The following is a 20,817-nucleotide window of genomic DNA, read 5'->3' as shown; positions in this document are numbered from 1 at the left end:
TCCCGAACAGGACCGTGAAACGCCTTAGCGCCGATGATAGTGTGGCATTCGCCATGTGAAAGTAGGACACCGCCAGACTCCCCATTCGAAGCCCAGCTCAACCGAGCTGGGCTTTGTGCTTTTGGGCTCGCCCATACTCTCCTCAGTCAGTCTCCACGATTGCATCGGCATGGCCGGTGATGACACGCCCCCCTTACCCGGCATTGCCAAACCGCTATGATTAAGGCCGGTCCACGACTGGAGGATGCATTGTGTCTAGCCTGTTGTTGCGTGTGTTTGTCTTGTGCACCTGGTTGCTGAGCCATCCGCTGATGGCTGCGGAGCCGCGTTTGTCTCCCGATGCCTGGGAGCAGCAGCGCACCCTGGTTTTGGCCGGGCAACCGGTTTATCTGTTTTTGGGTAAAGAGGGTGAGCTTACTGCACCACAACGTGTGGTGCGTGTGGAAGCGCGGATGCGTGGCCTGGAAGCCGCAGATGCGGCGTTTCCCGTACAGGCCACGCCGTATGGTAATGGGGCAAATACTGCTTACCGGATATCGGTGAACGGCAAGCCATTGTTCAATATCATCGCCGATGATCTGGACCCGGCTGATGGCCTGAGCCTGCAACAATCCGCCAGCAATGTGGTGGAACGGCTGAATCGATTACGGCGTAACTATTTGCAGGAGCACTCCTCCGGGGCGCTAGCCATCGCCTTTGGCTATGGCATTGCGGGGACGGTCGTATTTGTCGGCATGCTCTATCTTGTGTTGCGCCTGCGGCGCCATGCCTTGCGGCGCTTGCCTTTGCACCCGGATAAGCTCCCTGGCTGGATTCGGGCGCGTGTCAGCTTGCGCGGTATGGTGTTGCGGGCCGAAGGTGGCATCATCAATCTGACTACCGCGCTCTGCATCCTGTTCCTGAGCTATCTGTGGCTGACCTGGTTGCTGGCCCGCTTTCCGTATACCTTGCCATGGAGCCGGCGCCTGGGGGCATTCCTGTGGACGCTGGTGAGCGCATTGCTCGATAACACGGCTTCGGCCATTCCCGGTTTGCTGACGGTATCGCTGATATTTCTGTTTGCCCGTTTGTTGTCACGTGGCTTGCGCCTGGTGTTCGGCATGGTCGAACGAGGCCAGTTACGCTTTCCCGGCCTGCATCCTGAAACGGCGGGTGCCACCCGTCGCTTGCTGGGTGTGGTGTTGTGGTTGTTGGCACTGACCATTGCCTACCCATATTTCCCGGGTGCGGATTCCGATGCCTTCAAAGGCATGAGTGTGTTCTTCGGCTTGCTGGTGACCTTGGGTTCGGCGGGCATCATGAATCATGCAATGAGCGGCCTGGTCCTGGTGTATTCCCGTGCCTTGCGTGCAGGCGACTACGTACGCATTGGCGATGTGGAAGGGTATGTGACCGAGCTGAGTGCCTTGTCCACCAAGGTGATGACGCGTCAGGAGCATGAGGTCACCCTGCCCAATGCCGTGGTGGTGGGCGGCAAGGTGGAGAATTACAGCCGGCCAAGTCAGGGGCGCGGGCTGGCTTTGACCACGGTGGTGTCGATTGGCTATGACACGCCATGGCGGCAAGTGCAGGCCATGCTGGAGCTGGCAGCGCACCGCACGCCGACAGTGGATGCAAGACAGCCCATCCAGGTCCGTCAGCTGAAGCTGCAGGATTTTTATGTCGAGTACGAGCTGCAGGTGAATATCCTGCCGGACACACTACCCGTCGATCTGTTTACCGCCCTGCACGGGCATATACAGGATGTGTTCAATGAGTTTGGTGTGCAGATCATGTCTCCGCACTTCCGTGCCCAGCCGGCACAGCCGGTGATCGTGCCGCTGCAAAATTGGTATGCCGCCCCGGCGACTCCACCCGAACCACCACAAGAAACGCGCTGACTAAAGGCAGGATGCGCGATTTGCCTGGTAATTACTTTAATTTCATTCTGTTTTTATCAAGCATTACCAGGGTAATGCTTGCTCCGGAGTGATGCGGGCTGCTATACCAATAGCGTAAACGCCCGCATTGCTACCGGCCTTGAAATCCGGTGGACATTGCATTCCTGAGGAGTCCGCAATGCCGCCACCCCTGAGATTATTGATCCTGGAAGACCAGGTCATCCTGCGCAAGCTGATTTCCCGTCAGACCGGCTTCTTCAGCCGGCAAGCCACGACTATCGATGAATTCAGCGACCCCGCCGAAGCGCTGCGCAGTGCAGCGGAAAACAGTTACGACCTGATCATCACCGATATCGGCATTCCCGGGATGAGCGGGATCGACTTCATCAAGAACCTGACGGCTATCGGTTGCCGGGCATCCTTGCTCATCATATCCGGCTACGACAGTCGCATCCTGCATGCCATCGTGCGCATGGCGCGCGGTCAGGGCATGCCCAGTGTGCATTTCCTGTGCAAGCCATACAGCATTGACCAGTTCCTGCATCAGCTCAATGCGGTTTTTGCCGACATGGAGCAGCAGGCTGGCAGTACCCCGCTGGATCCACAGCAGTTGTGGCATGACTGTGCTGGGGCACCACTGGCGCTGGAATTTCGCCCGGTACTGGATGATGAGCAGCGTCAGCTCCGGGCTGTGCAGGTTGCCGCCTTGCAATTGCCAAGCGGCCTGTTGCCACTGGACGCCGGGTTTTACCGACAGCTGGCCAGTAACCCGCAGCTTCCGGTGCTGATTCTGGAAATGGTGATGGAGCGCCTGGTGCAGGTTCTGGTTGGTATTCCCCATTCGCTGCGTCAGCACATACCCTTCTTGCTGCATCTGGATGCCAACTGTCTGGCGCATGACAATGTGTTCGATCGCTATGCCGCCTTGTTGCGCCAGCACGGGCTGGTACCAGGACAAATCGGATTTCTGCTGGCCGATGGCTTGCAGGCGCATCACTCTCCGGTATGCTATGAGAATATTGCCAAGCTGAAATACTTTGGTTTCCATTTGTTGGCCGAGCAGTTGGGTGAGGGGAGTCTGACGGTGAGCAATCTGCTTGGTCTGCCGCTGGATGGCGTGCGTGTTGCCGCCTCCACGATGCAGCAGTGGCCGCACCAGCAACAAAGCCTGCTTGCCTTGCTGCAATGCTGCGGATTGACCACCGCGCAACTGACCATCACGCATCTGGATAATGAAGCCGACCTTGCCGCTATCAACGCGCTGTCCGGCTGTCATGTCAGTGGCGAGCAAATTGCCCTGCAGTTGGGCATGGGCGAGCTATCCTCTTATCTGGAACAACAACAGACTGCTGGCACCATTCAGGGATAGACCAGCAGCAATGATGTCATGACGTGCAAGGGGTGAATCATGTCGATTGAGCTGGAAAAGCTGAAAATACTGGTGGTGGACGATCAGTCGCTGGTCCGCACACTGGTCAGCCAGTCACTGCAAACCATGGGAATCCGTGCGGAGCATATCTCGCAAGCACCGGATGGCAGCACTGCCATGCGTACGCTGGACATGCGCATGGTAGACCTGGTGCTGTGCGATGTGGAAATGAAGCCGATGAATGGCCTGGACCTGCTCAAGGAACTGCGCTGTGGCCATACGGCCAATGCATCCAACCTGCCTTTCATCATCCTGTCTGGCCATGCCGACCGCAGCAATGTCACAGTGGCCGTCAAACTGCACGCGGATGGCTTTGTCGTGAAGCCACCAAAACCGGCGGATGTGGAAAAGGCGATTACCCAGGCACTGAAGCGCCCCCGGCCTGAGGTTGATCCGTTCAGCTATTACAGTGTTGATACCGGAACCGACTACGACAAAAAGGTGTTCCGTCGTCTGTTCGAACCGCGCGCAGAGGATTTGCCCGCCGTGCAGGGGGAAATCGTGACGATACACAGCGCCAGGCCCGGCTCGGTACTGGCGGCAGACCTGCGCAGCAAGAGCGGGCATTTGCTGCTGCCGCAGGGGGCAAGTATCTCGGCCAACCAACTGGCAGTATTGCGTAATTTCAGCGACCGTTACGGCGTACATCAGCTGGAAATCGAGACGTCTGACCAAACGCCGGTTGCGGATGCTGCGGCAACCGAACCATCTGGTCAGCAAGGCTAGGCCTTTGCGCCAGCAGGGGGGATGGATGGCCAGAATCAACAACAAGACCAGCCAGACGCTGTCCATCGGCAGAGCAGTCATTGCCATTGTCGTCTTGCTTGGGGTCTTCCAGATCGGCTGGGTTACCCGCTTGCTGGCGGCATCCTGGCAGCATTATCAGCAGGCAGTGGAGCTGGCTGAGGTTCATCAGATCAGCAGCAAGTTTTACACTGCGGCCGATCTGTTGCGGCGTGAGGCTATTCTTGGTCGTGGCCTGCTGTACCGTAACACCCCTCCCTATCCGAGTGAACGCAGCGCACTTGCCTTGTTGCGCATGCAGGCAGACAGCTGGATAACGCAGGCACTGGCGGCAGGTGAGCGTGACATTGTGGCTGAGCAGCGTGCCAAACTGGCCGATGTCGCATTGCAGCTGGAGAGTTTTCGCAGCTTGCGGCCAGAAGTCGACATGCGGATCGGCCCTGCCTGGGGGACGGATGAAACGCTGGGTTATGGTGTGGAACTGTCTTCACGCCATTTGCAGGATGCCATCAACGATGTGCTGATTGGCATGAACGGACAGATGAAATGGCATGCCCCCCCTGGCCTGTACATCATGATGGATATCGCCCAGGACAGCTGGAATATCGGTCATGTCCTGCGTACCACCGCTTCCGCCCTGTTGTTGCGCAGCGAGCGTGATGCACCGCTGAGTGAAACCGAAGAGGGTGACCTGCAATCCCGGCTGGACCTGAGCAACCTGATGCTGCAACAGCTGCGTGCTGATGTGGCGCATACGCAGGATCAGGCCTTGCAGTCCAGCTTGCGGCGTGTTTCGGATGCCGCCTTGCAGCTGCACATGCTCAACAAACAGCAACTGGCAGCCATGCAGGCGCACCAGAGCATTGCCGGCATGCAATCCGACATGCAGCAACTGCTGGCACAGGTGCAGCAGGAAAGCTGGAACCTGTTTGTACAGACCAACCGGCTGAGTGCCGCCCAGATCCAGCTTGCCCTGGAAGACTATCACCGGCAGCTGATTCACGATGCCGTGCTGGGCCTGGCCATTCTGGCCCTGGGGCTGGTTCTGCTCTACAGCATGACCAAGCGGGTGCTCAAGCCGCTGAACCGCTTGCAGCGCATGCTGGATGCCGCGGGCGATGCCATCATGACCATCAACCAGCACGGTACGGTGCTGTCGGCCAATGCCGGTGCGCAACGCCTGTTCGATAACGGGCGGGAAATGCTGGAAGGTCGGCAGATCAGCCAGTTGATCAGCTTGCCACAGGCGTTGGCTGATACCTTGTACCGGGTGAGCGAGCTGGGCAGCCAGACGCTGCAAGGTGAAGGCATCAAGCTCAATCAGGAGCGCTTCTTCGCCGGCATCACGGTCAGCCTGTTCCGCAGCACGGATACCGACAAGGAATTCATGCTGATCGTGCGTGACGAGCACCAACGGCGTATTGCCGAACATTCGCTGGAACACAACCTGAGCATGCTGTCCGCCATCTCCCATGTGGAAAACCTGATGCTCAGCCGTTGGCCACGCAATCAGGTGCTGGACCGTCTGCTGGAAGAGTTCATTCGTTTCAGCAGTGCCGAGCAGGGTTTCATGCTGGTGCTGGCCGAGTTTCCGGACGACCGCTTCGAGATCCACCTGCAAGCTGGTAGCTGGCCAGACTCGCTCCCACCGCTGGAAACCGTAGCGCATGAGCCAGAACCACTGACCTGGCTGTTGCAGCGCCTGGCCGAAATGCCGCCCTGGATTACCCTGCCGGTGTCCATGGATGACGATGTATCGGCCCTGATTTGCCTGCTGAAGCCGGATCTTGCCCTGCTGGGCAAGGGCATTCAGCCCTTGGTGGGAGCCTATGCCAACGTTCTGGGTTTCTTCGACGAAGAGGATCGGCGCAAGCTGTCCGAATCGCAGTTGCGTTCGGTGTTGCAAGAAGAAGAGGCCATCTATTCCGCCTCACCCATTGGCTTGTTGCGGCTGAACGAGCAAATGCAGATCGTGCGTGCCAACCGCATGGCAGAGGACATTTTTGGCCGTGGCGGCAGCAGCCTGCCCGGCATGCACCTGATGGAGCTGCTGGCATCCGACCAAAGCTGGTTCGACCTGACCAGCCAGCTCAACAATATGGTGCAGTACCAGAGCAAGCTGCGCTGCGAGCTGGAGTGCATCAATGCCGAAGGCCTCCCTATCTGGGTGTTGTTTGAAGGCATGCTGCTGTTTCCGGATCGGCCGAATGAAGGCACCATCCTGGCCTGTCTGGACATTACCGAGAGCAAGCTGGCCGAGTTTGAACTGCGCATGGCGCGTGACCAGGCCAATGCGGCCAACCGGGCCAAGAGTTCTTTCCTGGCCACCATGAGCCACGAAATCCGCACCCCGATGAATGGTGTGCTGGGCATGCTGGAACTGCTGGCCATGACCCCGCTCAACCCGGAGCAGAAGGACAGCGTGGACACCATCCAGGAGTCCGCCCGCACCTTGTTGCGGCTGATTGATGACATTCTGGATTTCTCCAAGATCGAAGCGGACAAGCTGGAAGTGGTGCTCACCCCCACCGCGGTCAAACCGCTGCTGGAACAGGTGCGCACACTGTATGCCGAAACCGCGGCGGCCAAGGGCCTGCAATTGAAGCTGGAAGTGGATGAACGCCTGGCACCAGCACTATTGCTCGATCCCTTGCGCCTGCGCCAGATCCTGCAGAACTTCGTCAGCAATGCCGTCAAGTTCACCGCCAACGGCGGCATTACCCTGCACGTGGAAGTGCTGGAGCAGGAGTTTTCCGCCCAGACCCTGCGCTTTGACATCATCGACACCGGGATAGGCATTTCGCCGGACAACCTGGCCCGGCTGTTCGAGCCCTTTACCCAGGCCGAATCCGATACCAGTCGCCGCTTTGGCGGAACCGGGCTGGGTCTGGCCATCTGCCGGCGTCTGGCCGGGCTGATGGGTGGCCATGTGGAACTCGACAGCCAGCCGGGCCAGGGGACGCGTGCGTCCTTGCTGCTGGTGGCCAATATCGTCGATAGCCAGGAGCTGCCCGCCGGCGAGCTGGATGACGATGCCACCCGCACCACCCATGCAGCCGCACCGGAAACCGAGGACGGCACGCATGGCCAATACCTGCCCATCCTGTTTGCCGAGGACAATCCCACCAACCGCAAACTCACCTTGCGCCAGCTGGAAAAGCTGGGCTATACCGCCGAATGTGCGGAAGATGGTGCCCAGGCCTACGCCATGTGGCAGGCCGGGCGTTACAGCCTGCTGCTGACCGACTGCCACATGCCGGTGACCGATGGTTATGAACTGGCGCGGCTGATACGTGCCTACGAGGCCGAGCATCCGGAGCGCGGCCGGCTGCCCATCATTGCCTGCACTGCCAATGCCGGGCAGGAAGAACTCAACAAGACCAGCGCGGCCGGGATGGATGATTTCCTGACCAAGCCACTGGCCATCAACATTCTGTCAGCCATGCTGAAAAAATGGCTGCACAACGCAGCGGAGAGCGTGATGGAACCCAGCAATGCAATGTCTTCTGCCAGTACCAGCTGCCCGGTGGATCGGTCTGTACTGGAGGTCTACAGCGATGGTGACATGGCGGTAGAGCTGGAAATACTGCATGACTTTGCCCAAGCCAATCAGGAAGACATGGACGCCTTGCGCCAGGCCGTGAATGCAGCCAATGCCGATCAGCTGGCTTGGGCGGCACACCGTATCAAGGGTGCCAGCCGCATGGTGGGGGCCAATGACATGGGGAATGCGGCGGAGGCCGTGGAGAAGGCCGCCAAGGCCGGTCAGGCAGCATCGGCCATCGGACTGGTGCCTGTGCTGGAGCAGGCGCTGGCTGCATTCGACAGCTGGTTGCAACAGCAGGACACCGCCAGCGTCTGAACCGTGCTACATGCTGCGGCTGATGGCCTCGCTGCGCTCCAGCGTGGCAATCAGCCAGTCGCGGAAAGCGCGGATCTTGGGTTGCTGGGCCATATCGTGCGAGTACATCAGGTAATACGCCCACTCGGTTTCCAGCACGGTATCAAACGGAATCACCAGCCGTCCGCGCTGGATGTCATCGTTCACCATTGAAACCTGCGCCAGTGTCACACCCATGCCTGCCGCCGCCGCATGCAGCGCATATTCCAGCGCATCAAAGGTCACGCCGCTCTCCGGGTTGATATTGCTTACCCCGGCCAGTTTCAGCCAGCGATCCCATACATCCTGATCCCGCCACGGGTGCAGCAGGGTGTGGTATTGCAAATCCTCCGGGGTGCGCAGCGGATGCGGCCCTACCAGCAAGGAGGGAGAGCAGACCGGCACCAGCTTTTCGCGGCAGATGCACTCGATGCGCATATCGGTATACACCTCGGGGCGCGGCATGCCGATGATGGCCAGGTCGTATTCGGCGCGGTTGAACGGCTTGTCGTGAATCAGCTGGGTAATCAGGTGCAGGGTGTATTCCGGATAGCGGGTCTGGAAATCCGGCAGGTTGGGCAGCACCCAGCGCATGGCCGGGGTGGGCGGAATGCGCACCCGCAGCCCGCTTTGGCGCAGGCGCAGCATTTCGCTGGCCTCGTGCAGCAGCTGGAAGGCGTCACGCGCCGGCTTGACCAGGGCTTCACCCTCGGCGGTCAGCGCCAGGCCGCGTGCCTGGCGGATGAACAGACTGGTGCCATAAAACTCCTCCAGGGTTTGCACGTGCCGGCTCACGGCACCCTGCGTCAGGTGCAGGGCGTTGGCTGCGCGGGTAAAGGACAGGTGTTCGGCGGCGGCAACAAAGACCCGCAAGGCATTCAAGGGAGGCAGTTTCATCGGATTCATGCTGTTTATTCATGGCTGGCATGATTATAACTGCTTTGTCAGGCGAGCAGGGGCTGGTTATCCTTGTGCCTAGCCCGTTGATCTGTCAGGGCAAAGTGCAGCTTGTTTCACCTGAAGCATTTTATTTCAGCAAGTCGGTCATCCTGGCTTGTTTGTGCGACTGATGTGTTGTTTGCATGGCTGATATGCCCCACCATCATCAGGCGCGCGGTCGGTTTTTCTGCGGCAAGCAGCCAGCTTGCCGGCAATCATTTTTTCCACCATCTCCACGTTGGGAACGGTCGGGTCCTGCCTCTGTGACCCGGCCGATTTTTTTTGTCTGCCGTGTGCCGCAGGTGGCTGGCGGGCAAGAAAAAAGGCCACTTGCGTGGCCTGAAGATTCGGAGAAAAAGCCCAGGGGGCAGTTGCCCCGGCCACCTTGTTGCCAAGGCGCTGCTTTTTCGGGTTCCGAGTGTACAACGATGCGCCGGACGGGGCAAACCGGCATGTGCCGTCAAGCCAGGTTCAGTCGCCCAGTGCTGCCAGCAGTTCGGTTTGCTGCTCGGCAATCAGCGCATCAGTCAGTTCGACCAGATCGCCATCCATCACGTAATCCAGCTTGTACAGCGTCAGATTGATACGGTGGTCGGTAATGCGGCCTTGCGGGTAGTTGTAGGTGCGGATGCGCTCGGAGCGGTCGCCGGAGCCAATCAGGCTCTTGCGCTCGGCCGCTTCTTTCTGCTGCTGTTCGCGACGCTGGATGTCATTGATACGTGCCGCCAGCACCTGCATGGCGCTGGCCTTGTTGGCATGCTGCGAACGGCCATCCTGACATTCCGCCACAATGCCGGTGGGCAGGTGGGTGATACGCACGGCGGAGTCGGTCTTGTTGATGTGCTGGCCACCGGCACCGCTGGCGCGGAAGGTGTCAATACGCAGGTCGGCCGGATTCAGCACCACATCCACCAGTTCGTCCGCCTCGGCCATCACCGCTACGGTGCAGGCCGAGGTGTGGATACGGCCCTGGGTTTCAGTGGCCGGCACGCGCTGCACGCGGTGACCGCCGGATTCGAATTTCAGCTTGGAATACGCACCGAAGCCGATGATGCGGACGATGGCTTCCTTGTAGCCGCCCAGGTCCGACTCGCTGGCGGAGACAATTTCCACCTGCCAGCGATTGCGTTCGGCAAAGCGGGTGTACATACGCAGCAAGTCGGCGGCAAACAAGGCTGCCTCGTCGCCGCCAGTACCGGCGCGGATTTCCAGGAAGATGTTCTTTTCGTCGTTGGGGTCCTTGGGCAGCAGCAGTTTTTGCAGCTCCAGCTCCAGCGCGGCCAGCTTGTCCCGACCTTCGTCGATTTCCAGCTGGGCAAATTCCTTCATGTCCGGATCGGACAGCATTTCACCTGCGGTGGCGATGTCGTTTTCGCACTGCTGGTATTGCTGGAAGGTTTCCACCACCGGGGTCAGCTCGGCGTGTTCTCGGGTCAGTTTGCGGAACTGATCCATATCGGCAGTGGCCGATTCGCTGGCCAGAAGATGGGTGACTTCTTCCAGGCGATCGGCCAACTGCGACAGTTTTGTCGCAATCGACGGTTTCATTACGACTCCGGGTGTAAGCGGTACAGGCGGGCGATGGTTTCCACCACGGCCGCATGCTCCGCGCCGCTGCCCGAGGACAGTGCCTGGGTGGGCGGGTGCATCAGTTTGTTAGTGAGTTGCAAGGACAGGCTTTCCAGCACCTTTTCCGGTGCCGTGCCCTTGGCCAGCTGCTTGAGTGCGGCCTCCAGTGCATGGCGGCGGGTCCGTTCGGCCTCATCGCGCAGGGCGCGGATCAGCGGTACGGTTTCGCGCTTTTTCAGCCAGTCGTTGAATTCGGCCACGCGGGCCTGAATGATGGATTCGGCTTCTTCCGCCGCAATCTGGCGTGCTTCCTTGCCCACTTCCACAATGCTGGCAATGTCGTCCACCGTGTACAGGTAGACATCATTGAGCTTGCCGACTTCGATTTCGATATCGCGCGGCACCGCGAGGTCCAGCATGAAAATGGGGCGGTGGCGGCGGGCCTTGAGCGCGCGCTCCACCAGGCCCTTGCCCACCAGCGGCAGCTGGCTGGCGGTGGAAGTGACCACCACATCGTAGCGATGCAGCACATCGGGCAGCTCGGACAGGGTGATGGCATTGCCACCAAACTGCTCGGCCAGCTTCTGCCCCCGCTCCAGGGTGCGGTTGGCAATGGTGATACAGGAGGGTTCGCGCGCGGCAAAATGGGTGGCCACCAGTTCGATCATCTCCCCGGCGCCGATGAACAGGATGTTCAGTTCGCCAATGGTGGGGAAGATCTGCTCGGCCAGCTTCACCGCGGCGGCAGACATGGATACCGAACTGGACCCCACTGCCGTGCTGCTGCGTACTTCCTTGGCCACGGCAAAGGTACGCTGGAACAGGCCATTGAGCAGCGAACCCAGCGTGCCGACATTTTCTGCCGTCCGTACCGCATCCTTCAGCTGGCCCAGGATCTGGGTTTCACCCAGCACCATGGAATCCAGGCCCGAGGCCACGCGGAAAGCATGGCGCGCCGCGCTGCTGGCATCCAGCTGGTACAGGTAGGGGCGCAGTTCCTCCACCGGCAGGCCATGGTATTGCGACAGCCATTGCAAGGCCTGCTCCGGATTATTGCTGTTGCAGTAGATTTCCGTGCGGTTGCAGGTGGACACAATGGCCGCCTCACGTGCCGCCTGCGAGCCGACCAGGCTTTCCAGCGCGTTGGGCAGCACCTCGGCCGGGAAGGCAAGCTTCTCGCGCACCGATAGCGGAGCTGTGTGGTGATTCAGGCCAAAGGCAACCAGATGCATGGGCGGAACAGGGCTGCAGGGGAAAGGCCATATTCTAGCCTAAGTTAATCGCCAACGTCCCCAATTCCGGGGCTTTGCGGTGCAAATGCCACGCAGCGGCGCACATTCTTCCACGGTGTGGATGGCTACCCCTTGGGTCGTCTTCTGTCTTAACATGGCGGCATACTGAATCAGGAGAGCGATATGTCGCTGAATCTTGCCGATATCCGCCAGGATTATTCGAAGAAAGAACTGTCCCCGGACGACTGCCTGCCCGATGCCATCGCGCAGTTCGAGGTATGGCTGAACGAGGCCATGACTGCGCAGGTGCACGAACCCACCGCGATGAACGTGGCGACAGTCGGTGCCGATGGCCGCCCCACTGCACGCATCGTCCTGCTCAAGGGCGTGGAAAACGGCCAGCTGGTGTTCTACACCAACTATCTCAGCCGCAAGGGGCAGCAGCTGGCAGACAATCCCTTTGTTTCCATTACCTTTTTCTGGCCGGAGCTGGAACGCCAGGTGCGCGTGGAAGGCCGGGTACAGCAAGTGGCCCCGGAAGTGTCCGACGCCTATTTTGCCAGCCGTCCCTATACCAGCCGGCTGGGTGCCTGGGCCAGCGAGCAGAGCACCGAAATCAGCTCCAAGAATGTGCTGGTGAGCCGCGCCGCCATGTTTGGCGTCAAGCATCCGCTGCATGTACCGCGCCCGCCGCACTGGGGTGGTTATGCGGTGATTCCCGACCGGGTGGAGTTCTGGCAGGGCCGCCCCAGCCGCCTGCACGACCGTGTGGTCTACCTGTTGCAGGCGGATGCCAGCTGGCAACGGGTGCGACTGGCGCCCTGATACGGCCAGTCGTCGGGCCAAAGTGTTTAGCTGGCAGGTAACTGGTGTGCCGCCAGCAAATCCTGGGTGAAGGCGCGGATCACCTCGCTTTGCCTGGCGTTTTGCCGTGTCACCATGTGAAAAGTGGGGTGGTAGCAAAGCTGCGCCGCATTGAGTGCCCGCAGCATGCCCTGCTCCACCATGGGGCGGGCGAAGTGCTCCGGCAGAAAGCCCAGGTGATGGCCAGACAGAATCAGTACGGCCATGGCTTCCATATTGTCGGCGCGCGCGGTGACGCGCCAGTTTTCCACCGGCAGCGGGATGTCTGGCAGCGGATAGCTGCGCCACGCCCAGTCATGCCGGGCGGCTTCTTCCACCGATATATTCCCCGCCTGCAAGAACAACGGGTGGTCCTGGCTGCAATAAGCCAGCTGGTGTTCGGTAAACAAGGGCAGATATTGCAGGCTGGGCGCGCGGTGCCAGAAATAGCCGATGCCCAGATGGATGTCGCCATTGATCAGTGCTTCTTCCAGTGTGCCGGGCGGCAACATGGATAGCATCAGCTCGACCGACTCTTCGCGTTGACGGAAGCGGCGAATGGTTTCCGACAGGCGGGAATGAGCGCGCATGGTGGTGTGTCCCACCACGCCTATGCGCAACTGCCCCAGCAGTTTGCGCTCCAGCTGGCGTGCTTCCACGCAGAAAGCTTCGGCGGCATCCAGCAGATGTCGGCTGGCATTGAGCAGCTGGCTGCCCTTGGCGGTAAGGGCAAAGCCGGCGCGGCCACGCTCGCACAGGCGATAACCCAGCCTGGTTTCCAGCGCGGCCAGCTGGTTGCTGATGGTGGACTGGCTGACGTTAAGGGTGGACTGGGCAGCTGAAATGCCTCCGGCATCGACAACGGCACGAAAAACCCTGATAAGGCGTAAATCAAGGCTGGACAGGGTATTGAGCATGTTTTTTTCCGGGTGCTGGCGGTGAGTCAGGCCGGTCATTACACACATTCAGATTTATCAATGTAAACAGTGGAATACGGTGATTTTTCCCAAGTTGCCGCCTGAATAGACTGAGCTTTCCTCAACCTCAGTTTCAGGAGTCAGCATGCCTATCACTGAATACAATCAGCCGCTGGGTGGCAATGCCATGCCACGGTTTGGCGGCATTGCCACCATGATGCGCCTGCCCAAGGCAGACACTGCCGCCGGGCTGGATGCCGTGTTTGTCGGCCTGCCGCTGGACATCGGCACCTCCAACCGTAGCGGCACCCGTTTTGGCCCGCGTGAAATCCGCAATGAATCGGTCCTGCTGCGTCCCTACAACATGGGCACCGGTGCCGCGCCCTTCGACACCCTGCAAGTGGCCGATATCGGCGATATCGCCACCAATCCCTACAACCTGCTGGATAGCGTGGCCCGGATCGAAGCCGGCTACCGTGCGCTGTTGCAGCATGATGTGATTCCGCTGGGCCTGGGGGGCGATCACACCGTTACCCTGCCCATCCTGCGCGCCATCGCGGCCAGGCATGGCCCGGTGGGGCTGATTCATGTCGACGCCCATGCCGACATCAACGACGAAATGTTTGGCGAAAAGATTGCCCACGGCACTACCTTCCGCCGTGCGCAGGAAGAAGGACTGCTGGCCCCAGGACGCGTGGTACAGATCGGCTTGCGCGGCAGCGGCTATGCGGCCGAGGATTTCGACTGGGCACGCCGTCAGGGTTTTCGCGTCGTACCGGCGGAAGAGTGCTGGAACCGTTCCTTGCAACCGCTGATGCAGGAAGTGCGCCAGCAGCTGGGCGGCGGGCCGGTATACCTGAGTTTTGACATCGACGGCATCGACCCGGCCTTTGCACCCGGCACCGGTACGCCGGAAGTAGCCGGACTGACCTCGGTCCAGGCGCTGGAAATCGTGCGTGGCTGTCACGGCCTGAATCTGGTGGGCTGTGATCTGGTTGAAGTCTCCCCTCCTTACGACACCACCGGCAATACCGCCTTGCTGGGGGCCAATCTCTTGTTCGAGATGCTGTGCGTGCTGCCCGGCGTCACTTTCCGGCGCTAGTCCGTCATCAGGCTGCCGCAGAGCAGCCCAATACATTCCGTTTGAACCGCCAATACATTGCCACTAGGGCAGATTGAAGGAGAGCAACCATGGGACTCGATATCTTTGTCGTGTTCGTTTATATCGCCAGCATGTTATTGCTGGGCTGGCTGGGCATGCGCCGCGCCACCAGCCGGGAAGAATTCCTGGTAGCCGGGCGTAATCTGGGGCCGGGTTTTTACATGGGCACCATGGCCGCCACGGTGCTGGGTGGGGCCTCCACCGTGGGTACGGTAAAGCTGGGCTATGTGTACGGCATTTCCGGTTTCTGGCTGTGTGCAGCGCTGGGCTGCGGCATCCTGGTGCTGAACCTGTTCCTGGCCAAACCCCTGCTGAAACTGAAGGTGTTTACCGTCACCCAGATCCTGGAGCGCCGCTACAACACCGTGGCGCGGCGGACCAGCGCGCTGGTGATGTTGCTGTATGCCGTCATGCTCTGTGTCACTTCGGTGCTGGCCATTGCCACGGTGATGCAGGTGCTGTTCACCCTGCCGTTCTGGCTGGCGGTGATGATAGGCGGTGGCGTGGTGGTGGTGTATTCGACCATCGGCGGCATGTGGTCGCTGACCCTGACCGACATCGTGCAGTTCCTGATCAAGACCATCGGGCTGATGTTCATCCTGCTGCCGATCTGCCTGCACCGCGTGGGTGGCTGGGAACAACTGCAGGCCAAGCTGCCTGCTTCCTATTTCAGCTTTACCAGCATTGGTGGCGATACCATCCTCACCTATTTTGTCATTTACTTCTTCGGCATCCTGATTGGCCAGGATATCTGGCAGCGGGTGTTCACCGCGCGCAGTGACGGCGTGGCGCGCTATGCCGGCACCGTTGCCGGGCTGTACTGCATTGTGTACGGGCTGGTGTGTGCGGCCATCGGCATGGCCACCAAGGTGTTGCTGCCGGACCTGGACGTCCCGGCCAATGCCTTCGCCGCCATGGTGAAGGATGGCCTGCCCGATGGTATCCGCGGCCTGGTGATTGCTGCCGCGCTGGCGGCCATGATGTCCACGGCCAGTGCCGCCTTGCTGGCCGCCTCCACCACGCTGAGTGAAGACCTGATCGTCAGCGACCGGGGCGGCCTGTGGTTAAACCGCATGCTGACCTTGCTGGTGGGGGGCGTGGTATTGATGCTGGCCATGGTGGTGCATGACGTGCTCACCGCCCTGACCCTGGCTTACAACCTGCTGGTGGCGGGCATGCTGGTGCCCTTGCTGGGGGCGATATTCTGGCCGCGCGCCACCACTGCCGGGGCAATTGTCAGCATGGTACTGGGCTGTGGCACGGCCATTCTGGCCATGGTGAGTTATGGGCTGGATTCCAACCTGCCCATCTACCAGAGCCTGGCCGTGGCCCTGGTCAGCTTCGTGCTGGTCAGCCTGATGACCGGGCGTGGCAGTCCGGTTACTGCCCGCCTGTAAGCGGCGCTGCTGCTGACGGCAAGTACAAGGCCGCTGCCCGTCTGGGTAGCGGCCATTTCAATGAAAGGCTTTCACCATGCGAAACCAGCAGGATCAGCTGGCAGCCTGCATGCAGGCGCTGACGGTATGCGTGTTTGATGGTGGTTGGAATCTGCCCTTGTGGGCAGCACAGCAGCAGGGCTTTTTTGCTGCCAACGGACTGGCCATCACGCTGGAATACACCACCAGTTCTCGCCAGATCATTGCAGGCTTTCTGGATGGCCGTTACCCGGTGGTGCTGTTGAGTGCGGACAATATTATTGCTTACCAGCAGAACCGGGCCGAGCAGCCGGTACCGGGCGAGCCCGATGCCGTGATGTTCATGGGTGGGGATGATGGCCTGCTCAGTCTGGTCGCCGCTCCGGGAATCTCCAGCATGGCGGAACTTCGCCAGGCCATTATCGGGGTGGATGCACCCGATACCGGTTTTGCCCTGGTGCTGTATGCCTTGCTGGAGCAGGCCGGGCTCAGCCGTGGCGAGGTGACGATTGCTGCGCTTGGCAGTACCGAAGAGCGCTACCAGGCCTTGCTGGCGGGGCGGTGCCAGGCCTCGCTGTTACGCACGCCGTATGAGTTGATGGCGGCAGAGCAGGGCTGTCAGGTATTGGCGCAGACGGCAGACATCCTGCCGCATTATCAAGGCACGGTGGGAGCCGTTCACCAACGCTGGGCAGACAGCCATCCGGCCCAGCTGGCGGGATTTCTGGCGGCCTACCGTGCCGCACTGGACTGGTGTGGGCAGCAGGCCGATGCCGCCACCACCCTGTTGCAGCAGAATATTGCCGGACTGGGCCGCCAGGCAGCCGAGCAGGCTTATGCGCGGCTGATGGACCCCCGGCACGGCTTGCGCCGTGATTTGCAAATAGACCGCATCGGCATGGACGCGGTACAGGATTTACGTCTGCGTTATCTGCCCGGCGCAGCCGGACAGGAGGCCCGACTGCGCTATCTGGATGGCTGCTGACATCGTCTGGGCTGGACTGCGATTCAGCCCAGCAGATGTCCGGCGTGAAAGCGCAGCTGTGCTTCGATCAGGCTGGCGATGAAGTAATAGCTGTGGTCGTAGCCCTGATGGCGGTGCAACTGCAAGGCATGGCCGGCGCTGCGGGCAGCAGCTTCCAGTGCATCCGGCTTCAGCTGGTTTTCCAGAAAGGCATCGGCCAGGCCGATATCCACCCGCAGCGGCGGTATCTGCGGTACCTGGCCCAGCAAATGGCAGGCATCCCACTCCAGCCATTGCTGACGGTCTTCACCCAGATAGGCGGCAAAGGCCTTCTGACCCCACGGCACATTCACCGGGTTGGCAATCGGGCTGAAAGCCGATACCGATACATAATCCTGCGGTCGCTTGAGTGCGCAGACCAGCGCACCGTGCCCGCCCATGGAATGACCGGCAATGGCGCGGCGCGGGCTGACCGGGAAGTGCGCTTCGATCAGCGCCGGCAGTTCGCGGCTGACATAGTCGTACATCCGGTAATGGCGGTTCCACGGTGCCTGGGTGGCATTGAGGTAAAAACCCGCACCCTGGCCCAGGTCGTAGGCGGGGTCGTCCGCCACATCCTCGCCGCGCGGGCTGGTGTCCGGTGCCACGATGGCAATACCCAGTTCGGCGGCAATCCGCTGCGCGCCGGCTTTCTGCATGAAGTTTTCGTCAGTGCAGGTCAGGCCGGACAGCCAGTACAGCACCGGCACCTTGTCGCCCTGTGCCGCTTGCGGCGGCAGGTAGATGGCAAAGCGCATGCGGCAGGCCAGTACCGCCGAGTCATGCAGATACTGCTTGTGCCAGCCACCAAAGCAGCGGTTGCTGCTGATGTTTTCCAGATTCATTTCCGTCCCCCGGTAGCATGCCGGGCCAGCAACAGCTGCGGCCCGGCCACATGGCGCTTAGTCTTTGCTGTAGTGGATGACGGAACGAATGCTCTTGCCCTCATGCATCAGGTCGAAGGCGGTGTTCACTTCTTCCAGCGGCATGGTGTGGGTGATGAAGTCGTCAAGACGGAATTCACCCTTCAGGTAGCGTTCCACATAGGTGGGCAGTTCGGAACGGCCACGCACGCCACCAAAGGCCGAGCCGCGCCATACCCGGCCGGTCACCAGCTGGAAGGGGCGGGTGGAGATTTCCTGACCAGCCCCGGCCACGCCGATAATCACCGATTCGCCCCAGCCCTTGTGGCAGCATTCCAGCGCTGAGCGCATCACATTGACGTTGCCGATGCACTCGAAGGAGAAGTCCACGCCGCCATCGGTCATTTCCACGATCACGTCCTGAATCGGCTTGTCGAACAGCGTGGGGTTGATGCAGTCGGTGGCACCCAGTTTTTTCGCCAGCTCGAACTTGCTCTCGTTGATGTCGATGCCGATGATGCGGCTGGCCCCGGCCATGCGCGCGCCGATGATGGCCGACAGGCCGATGCCGCCCAGGCCGAAGATGGCCACGGTATCACCCGCCTTCACCTTGGCGGTGTTCACCACCGCACCCATGCCGGTGGTGACGCCACAACCCAGCAGGCAGACTTCTTCCAGCGGCGCGGCCTTGTTTACCTTGGCCAGCGAGATTTCCGGCAGCACGGTGTATTCGGCAAAGGTGGAAGTGCCCATGTAGTGGTAGATGGGCTGGCCGTCCTTGGAGAAGCGCGTGGTGCCATCCGGCATCAGGCCCTTGCCCTGGGTGGCGCGGATTTTCTGGCACAGATTGGTCTTGCCGGATTTGCAGAACTTGCACTCGCCACATTCCGGCGTGTACAGCGGAATCACATGGTCGCCCACCGCCACGCTGGTGACGCCTTCGCCCACCGACTCCACAATGCCGCCGCCTTCATGGCCCAGGATGCAGGGGAAAATGCCCTCCGGGTCGGCACCGGACAAGGTGTAGGCATCGGTATGGCACACGCCGGTGGCCACCAGCTTTACCCGTACTTCACCCGCCTTGGGCGGTGCCACTTCCACTTCCTCGATGGACAGCGGCTGACCGGCAGCCCAGGCAACGGCGGCCTTGCACTTGATGATGTCTTGACTCATGGCGATCTCCTGACGGGGTAATCCGCCTCCGCCGCGGCATGCATGCGGCGTTTTGCGGGGCGGTTGAGTAGGGATGCTGGCTGGCAGCAGTAAAGCGCCATTGTATTGCGACTGTTTTTGCCGATAATCTGCTTAATTGGTAAATGATTTTTTCACAGGAGTAATAATGGCGGCATGGCAAGGGGTAAGCGAATTCGTCAGCGTGGCCGAACTGGGCAGCTTTACCCGTGCCGCCCGCGCGCTGGATTTGTCAGTCGCACAGGTCAGCCGCGAAATCACCCGGCTGGAACAGCGCCTGCATGTGCAGCTGCTATACCGCACCACCCGCCAGCTGACGCTGACCGAAAGCGGCCAGCTGTACTTGCAGCATTGCCGCCAGTTGCTGGACGGGCTGGACGAAGCCGAACGCGCACTGTCGCTGCATCAGGCGGTGCCGCAGGGCAGGCTCAAGCTCACCGCGCCGGTGGCCTATGGCGAAAGCCACATCGCCCCGCTGATCACGGCCTTTCTGCAGCAATATCCGGCGCTGGATATCCAGCTCAACCTCACCAACCAGGTGCTGGACCTGGTGGCCGAAGGCTATGACCTGGCCATCCGCCTGGGGCATCTGAGCGAATCCAGTCTGGTGGCACGGCGGCTGGCCAGCCGCCGTCAGCATGTGTGCGCTGCCCCGGCGTATTTGCAGCGTCACGGCCTGCCCAACAGCCTGTCCGAGCTGGAGCGCCACAACTGCCTGTTGGGCAGCAACGACTTCTGGCATCTGCAAGAAGGCGGCAAGCGCCGCCTGCTAAGGGTGAAGGGCAGCCTGCGCTGCAACAGCGGCCACGCGCTGACCCATGCCGCGCTGCAAGGCGTGGGCATTGTCCAGTTGCCCGATTACTACGTAGCGCGTCATCTGCACAGCGGTGCGCTGGTGGAACTGCTGACTGCTTACCAGGAGCCGGACGAAGGCATCTGGGCGCTGTACCCGCACAAGCGCCAGCTTTCGCCCAAGATACGCATGCTGGTGGATCATCTGGCCGAGCGCTTGCCCGGCTTCAAGCCAGCGCAAGCCTAGCGCTGGCTGGTTTGCAGACGCGGCTGGCGATGGTAATGCCGGTATTTCAGCAAGAGGCACAGGGTGATGAGGGCGGCAGGCCAGAACAGCGCGCTGAAAATCACCCCCGGCGCCATCTGCTGGCGTAGCAGCTCGGCACCCAGCAGCACCCCGCTGATGGCACCAAAGCGACCCACTCCCAACATGCTGCCCACGCCGGTGGCCCTGCAGTGGGTGGGATAAAAGCCAGCCGCCATCGATGACAGGGCCGACTGGCCGCCGCCAGAGGCAAAGCCCATGAAAAATACCAGGCTGCCCAGCAACCAGCCTTGTTCACCCTGTCCCACACTATTGCCCACCACCCAGGCCAGCACACCTGCCGCCAGATAGGTGCCGGCCAGTACCTTGTTGGCTTCGTGGCGGCCCATCAGCCAGCCCACCACGATGGAACCTACGCCGCCGCCGATGGGAAACAGCGCACTGATCAGCGAAAACTGTTGCAGGTTCAGCCCGGCCTCTTTTAGCAGCAGCGGCATCCAGTTCACCCCCATGTAGTAAATCAGCATGCTCATGAAACAGCACAGCCACAGCAGCAGCGTGCCCATGGTCCAGGGTTGGCTCAGGACCTCGCGCCAGCTGCTGTTGGCTGATGTGCTTTGTTGTTCGCCCAGACTGAAACGCTGCGTCCCTGCCAGGCCGGGGTGACGGGAAATGCGCTGCAAAATGCGCCGG

At 60.7% G+C, this 20,817-nt stretch carries 16 protein-coding genes; 9 read left to right on the top strand and 7 right to left on the bottom strand.

Features of this window, described 5'->3' with window-relative positions; all coding sequences use genetic code 11:
• Positions 1 to 251 precede the first annotated feature (251 nt).
• The 4 genes from JHD62_RS17515 to JHD62_RS17500 all read left to right on the top strand — a co-directional run bounded on the left by JHD62_RS17515 (position 252) and on the right by JHD62_RS17500 (position 7,915).
• Positions 252 to 1,880, top strand: a complete 1,629-nt coding sequence (locus JHD62_RS17515; protein ID WP_199103976.1) for a mechanosensitive ion channel domain-containing protein — start codon at positions 252 to 254, stop codon at positions 1,878 to 1,880.
• A gap of 178 nt (positions 1,881 to 2,058) precedes the next feature.
• A complete protein-coding gene (locus tag JHD62_RS17510; RefSeq protein ID WP_199103975.1) occupies positions 2,059 to 3,249 on the top strand; it encodes an EAL domain-containing protein in 1,191 nt (396 codons plus the stop codon).
• A gap of 39 nt (positions 3,250 to 3,288) precedes the next feature.
• Positions 3,289 to 4,035 carry a response regulator gene (locus tag JHD62_RS17505; RefSeq protein WP_199103974.1) on the top strand — a complete coding sequence of 249 codons (747 nt, stop codon included), beginning with the start codon at positions 3,289 to 3,291 and terminating at the stop codon, positions 4,033 to 4,035.
• 25 nt (positions 4,036 to 4,060) lie between these two features.
• A complete protein-coding gene (locus JHD62_RS17500; RefSeq protein WP_199103973.1) occupies positions 4,061 to 7,915 on the top strand; it encodes an ATP-binding protein in 3,855 nt (1,284 codons plus the stop codon).
• A gap of 6 nt (positions 7,916 to 7,921) precedes the next feature.
• On the opposite strand, the gene gcvA is transcribed toward JHD62_RS17500, so the two are convergent.
• From gcvA to hemA, 3 genes are all read right to left on the bottom strand, one after another.
• On the bottom strand, positions 7,922 to 8,839 hold the full coding sequence (gene gcvA, locus JHD62_RS17495) for a transcriptional regulator GcvA (protein ID WP_199103972.1): 918 nt from the start codon (positions 8,837 to 8,839) through the stop codon (positions 7,922 to 7,924).
• 504 nt (positions 8,840 to 9,343) lie between these two features.
• Positions 9,344 to 10,420, bottom strand: coding sequence for a peptide chain release factor 1 (prfA, locus tag JHD62_RS17490; RefSeq protein ID WP_045848436.1), 1,077 nt, complete (start codon positions 10,418 to 10,420; stop codon positions 9,344 to 9,346).
• Positions 10,420 to 11,673 carry a glutamyl-tRNA reductase gene (gene hemA, locus JHD62_RS17485; protein ID WP_199103971.1) on the bottom strand — a complete coding sequence of 418 codons (1,254 nt, stop codon included), beginning with the start codon at positions 11,671 to 11,673 and terminating at the stop codon, positions 10,420 to 10,422. Before hemA ends, prfA begins: the two co-directional genes overlap by 1 nt.
• 183 nt (positions 11,674 to 11,856) lie before the next feature.
• Between hemA and pdxH the strand changes: the two genes are divergently transcribed.
• On the top strand, positions 11,857 to 12,498 hold the full coding sequence (gene pdxH, locus JHD62_RS17480; protein WP_062790534.1) for a pyridoxamine 5'-phosphate oxidase: 642 nt from the start codon (positions 11,857 to 11,859) through the stop codon (positions 12,496 to 12,498).
• 26 nt (positions 12,499 to 12,524) lie between these two features.
• Here the strand turns inward: pdxH and JHD62_RS17475 are convergent, their stop codons facing one another.
• Positions 12,525 to 13,433, bottom strand: a complete 909-nt coding sequence (locus JHD62_RS17475; RefSeq protein ID WP_199103970.1) for a LysR family transcriptional regulator — start codon at positions 13,431 to 13,433, stop codon at positions 12,525 to 12,527.
• 145 nt (positions 13,434 to 13,578) lie between these two features.
• On the opposite strand from JHD62_RS17475, the gene speB reads away from it, so the two are divergent.
• From speB to JHD62_RS17460, 3 genes are all read left to right on the top strand, one after another.
• Entirely contained in the window at positions 13,579 to 14,535 is a 957-nt protein-coding gene (speB, locus tag JHD62_RS17470; protein WP_199103969.1) for an agmatinase, read from the top strand.
• Between the two features lie 89 nt (positions 14,536 to 14,624).
• Positions 14,625 to 15,992 (top strand): sodium:solute symporter, encoded by a 1,368-nt coding sequence (locus tag JHD62_RS17465; protein WP_199103968.1) that lies wholly within the window; start codon positions 14,625 to 14,627, stop codon positions 15,990 to 15,992.
• A gap of 76 nt (positions 15,993 to 16,068) precedes the next feature.
• Complete coding sequence (locus JHD62_RS17460) at positions 16,069 to 16,995, top strand: ABC transporter substrate-binding protein (protein ID WP_199103967.1); 927 nt, start codon at positions 16,069 to 16,071, stop codon at positions 16,993 to 16,995.
• 23 nt (positions 16,996 to 17,018) lie between these two features.
• Here the strand turns inward: JHD62_RS17460 and fghA are convergent, their stop codons facing one another.
• Together fghA and JHD62_RS17450 are read right to left on the bottom strand one after the other, a co-directional pair.
• Positions 17,019 to 17,852: an S-formylglutathione hydrolase gene (gene fghA / locus JHD62_RS17455; protein WP_199103978.1), complete on the bottom strand. Its 834-nt coding sequence runs from the start codon at positions 17,850 to 17,852 to the stop codon at positions 17,019 to 17,021.
• A 63-nt stretch (positions 17,853 to 17,915) separates the two neighbouring features.
• Positions 17,916 to 19,037 (bottom strand): S-(hydroxymethyl)glutathione dehydrogenase/class III alcohol dehydrogenase, encoded by a 1,122-nt coding sequence (locus JHD62_RS17450; RefSeq protein ID WP_370541079.1) that lies wholly within the window; start codon positions 19,035 to 19,037, stop codon positions 17,916 to 17,918.
• A gap of 178 nt (positions 19,038 to 19,215) precedes the next feature.
• On the opposite strand from JHD62_RS17450, the gene JHD62_RS17445 reads away from it, so the two are divergent.
• Positions 19,216 to 20,106 (top strand): LysR substrate-binding domain-containing protein, encoded by an 891-nt coding sequence (locus JHD62_RS17445; RefSeq protein ID WP_199103966.1) that lies wholly within the window; start codon positions 19,216 to 19,218, stop codon positions 20,104 to 20,106.
• On the opposite strand, the gene JHD62_RS17440 is transcribed toward JHD62_RS17445, so the two are convergent.
• Positions 20,103 to 20,817 (bottom strand): MFS transporter (locus JHD62_RS17440; RefSeq protein ID WP_199103965.1); only part of this gene is annotated, 715 nt, incomplete at its 5' end. The genes JHD62_RS17445 and JHD62_RS17440 overlap by 4 nt on opposite strands.

Origin of the sequence: Aquitalea sp. ASV11 (assembly GCF_016429185.1) — a bacterium.
Classification (GTDB): Bacteria; Pseudomonadota; Gammaproteobacteria; order Burkholderiales; family Chromobacteriaceae; genus Aquitalea; species Aquitalea pelogenes.
Note: the sequence above shows the minus strand (reverse complement) of the source record. Positions and strands in the feature narration are given on the sequence as shown.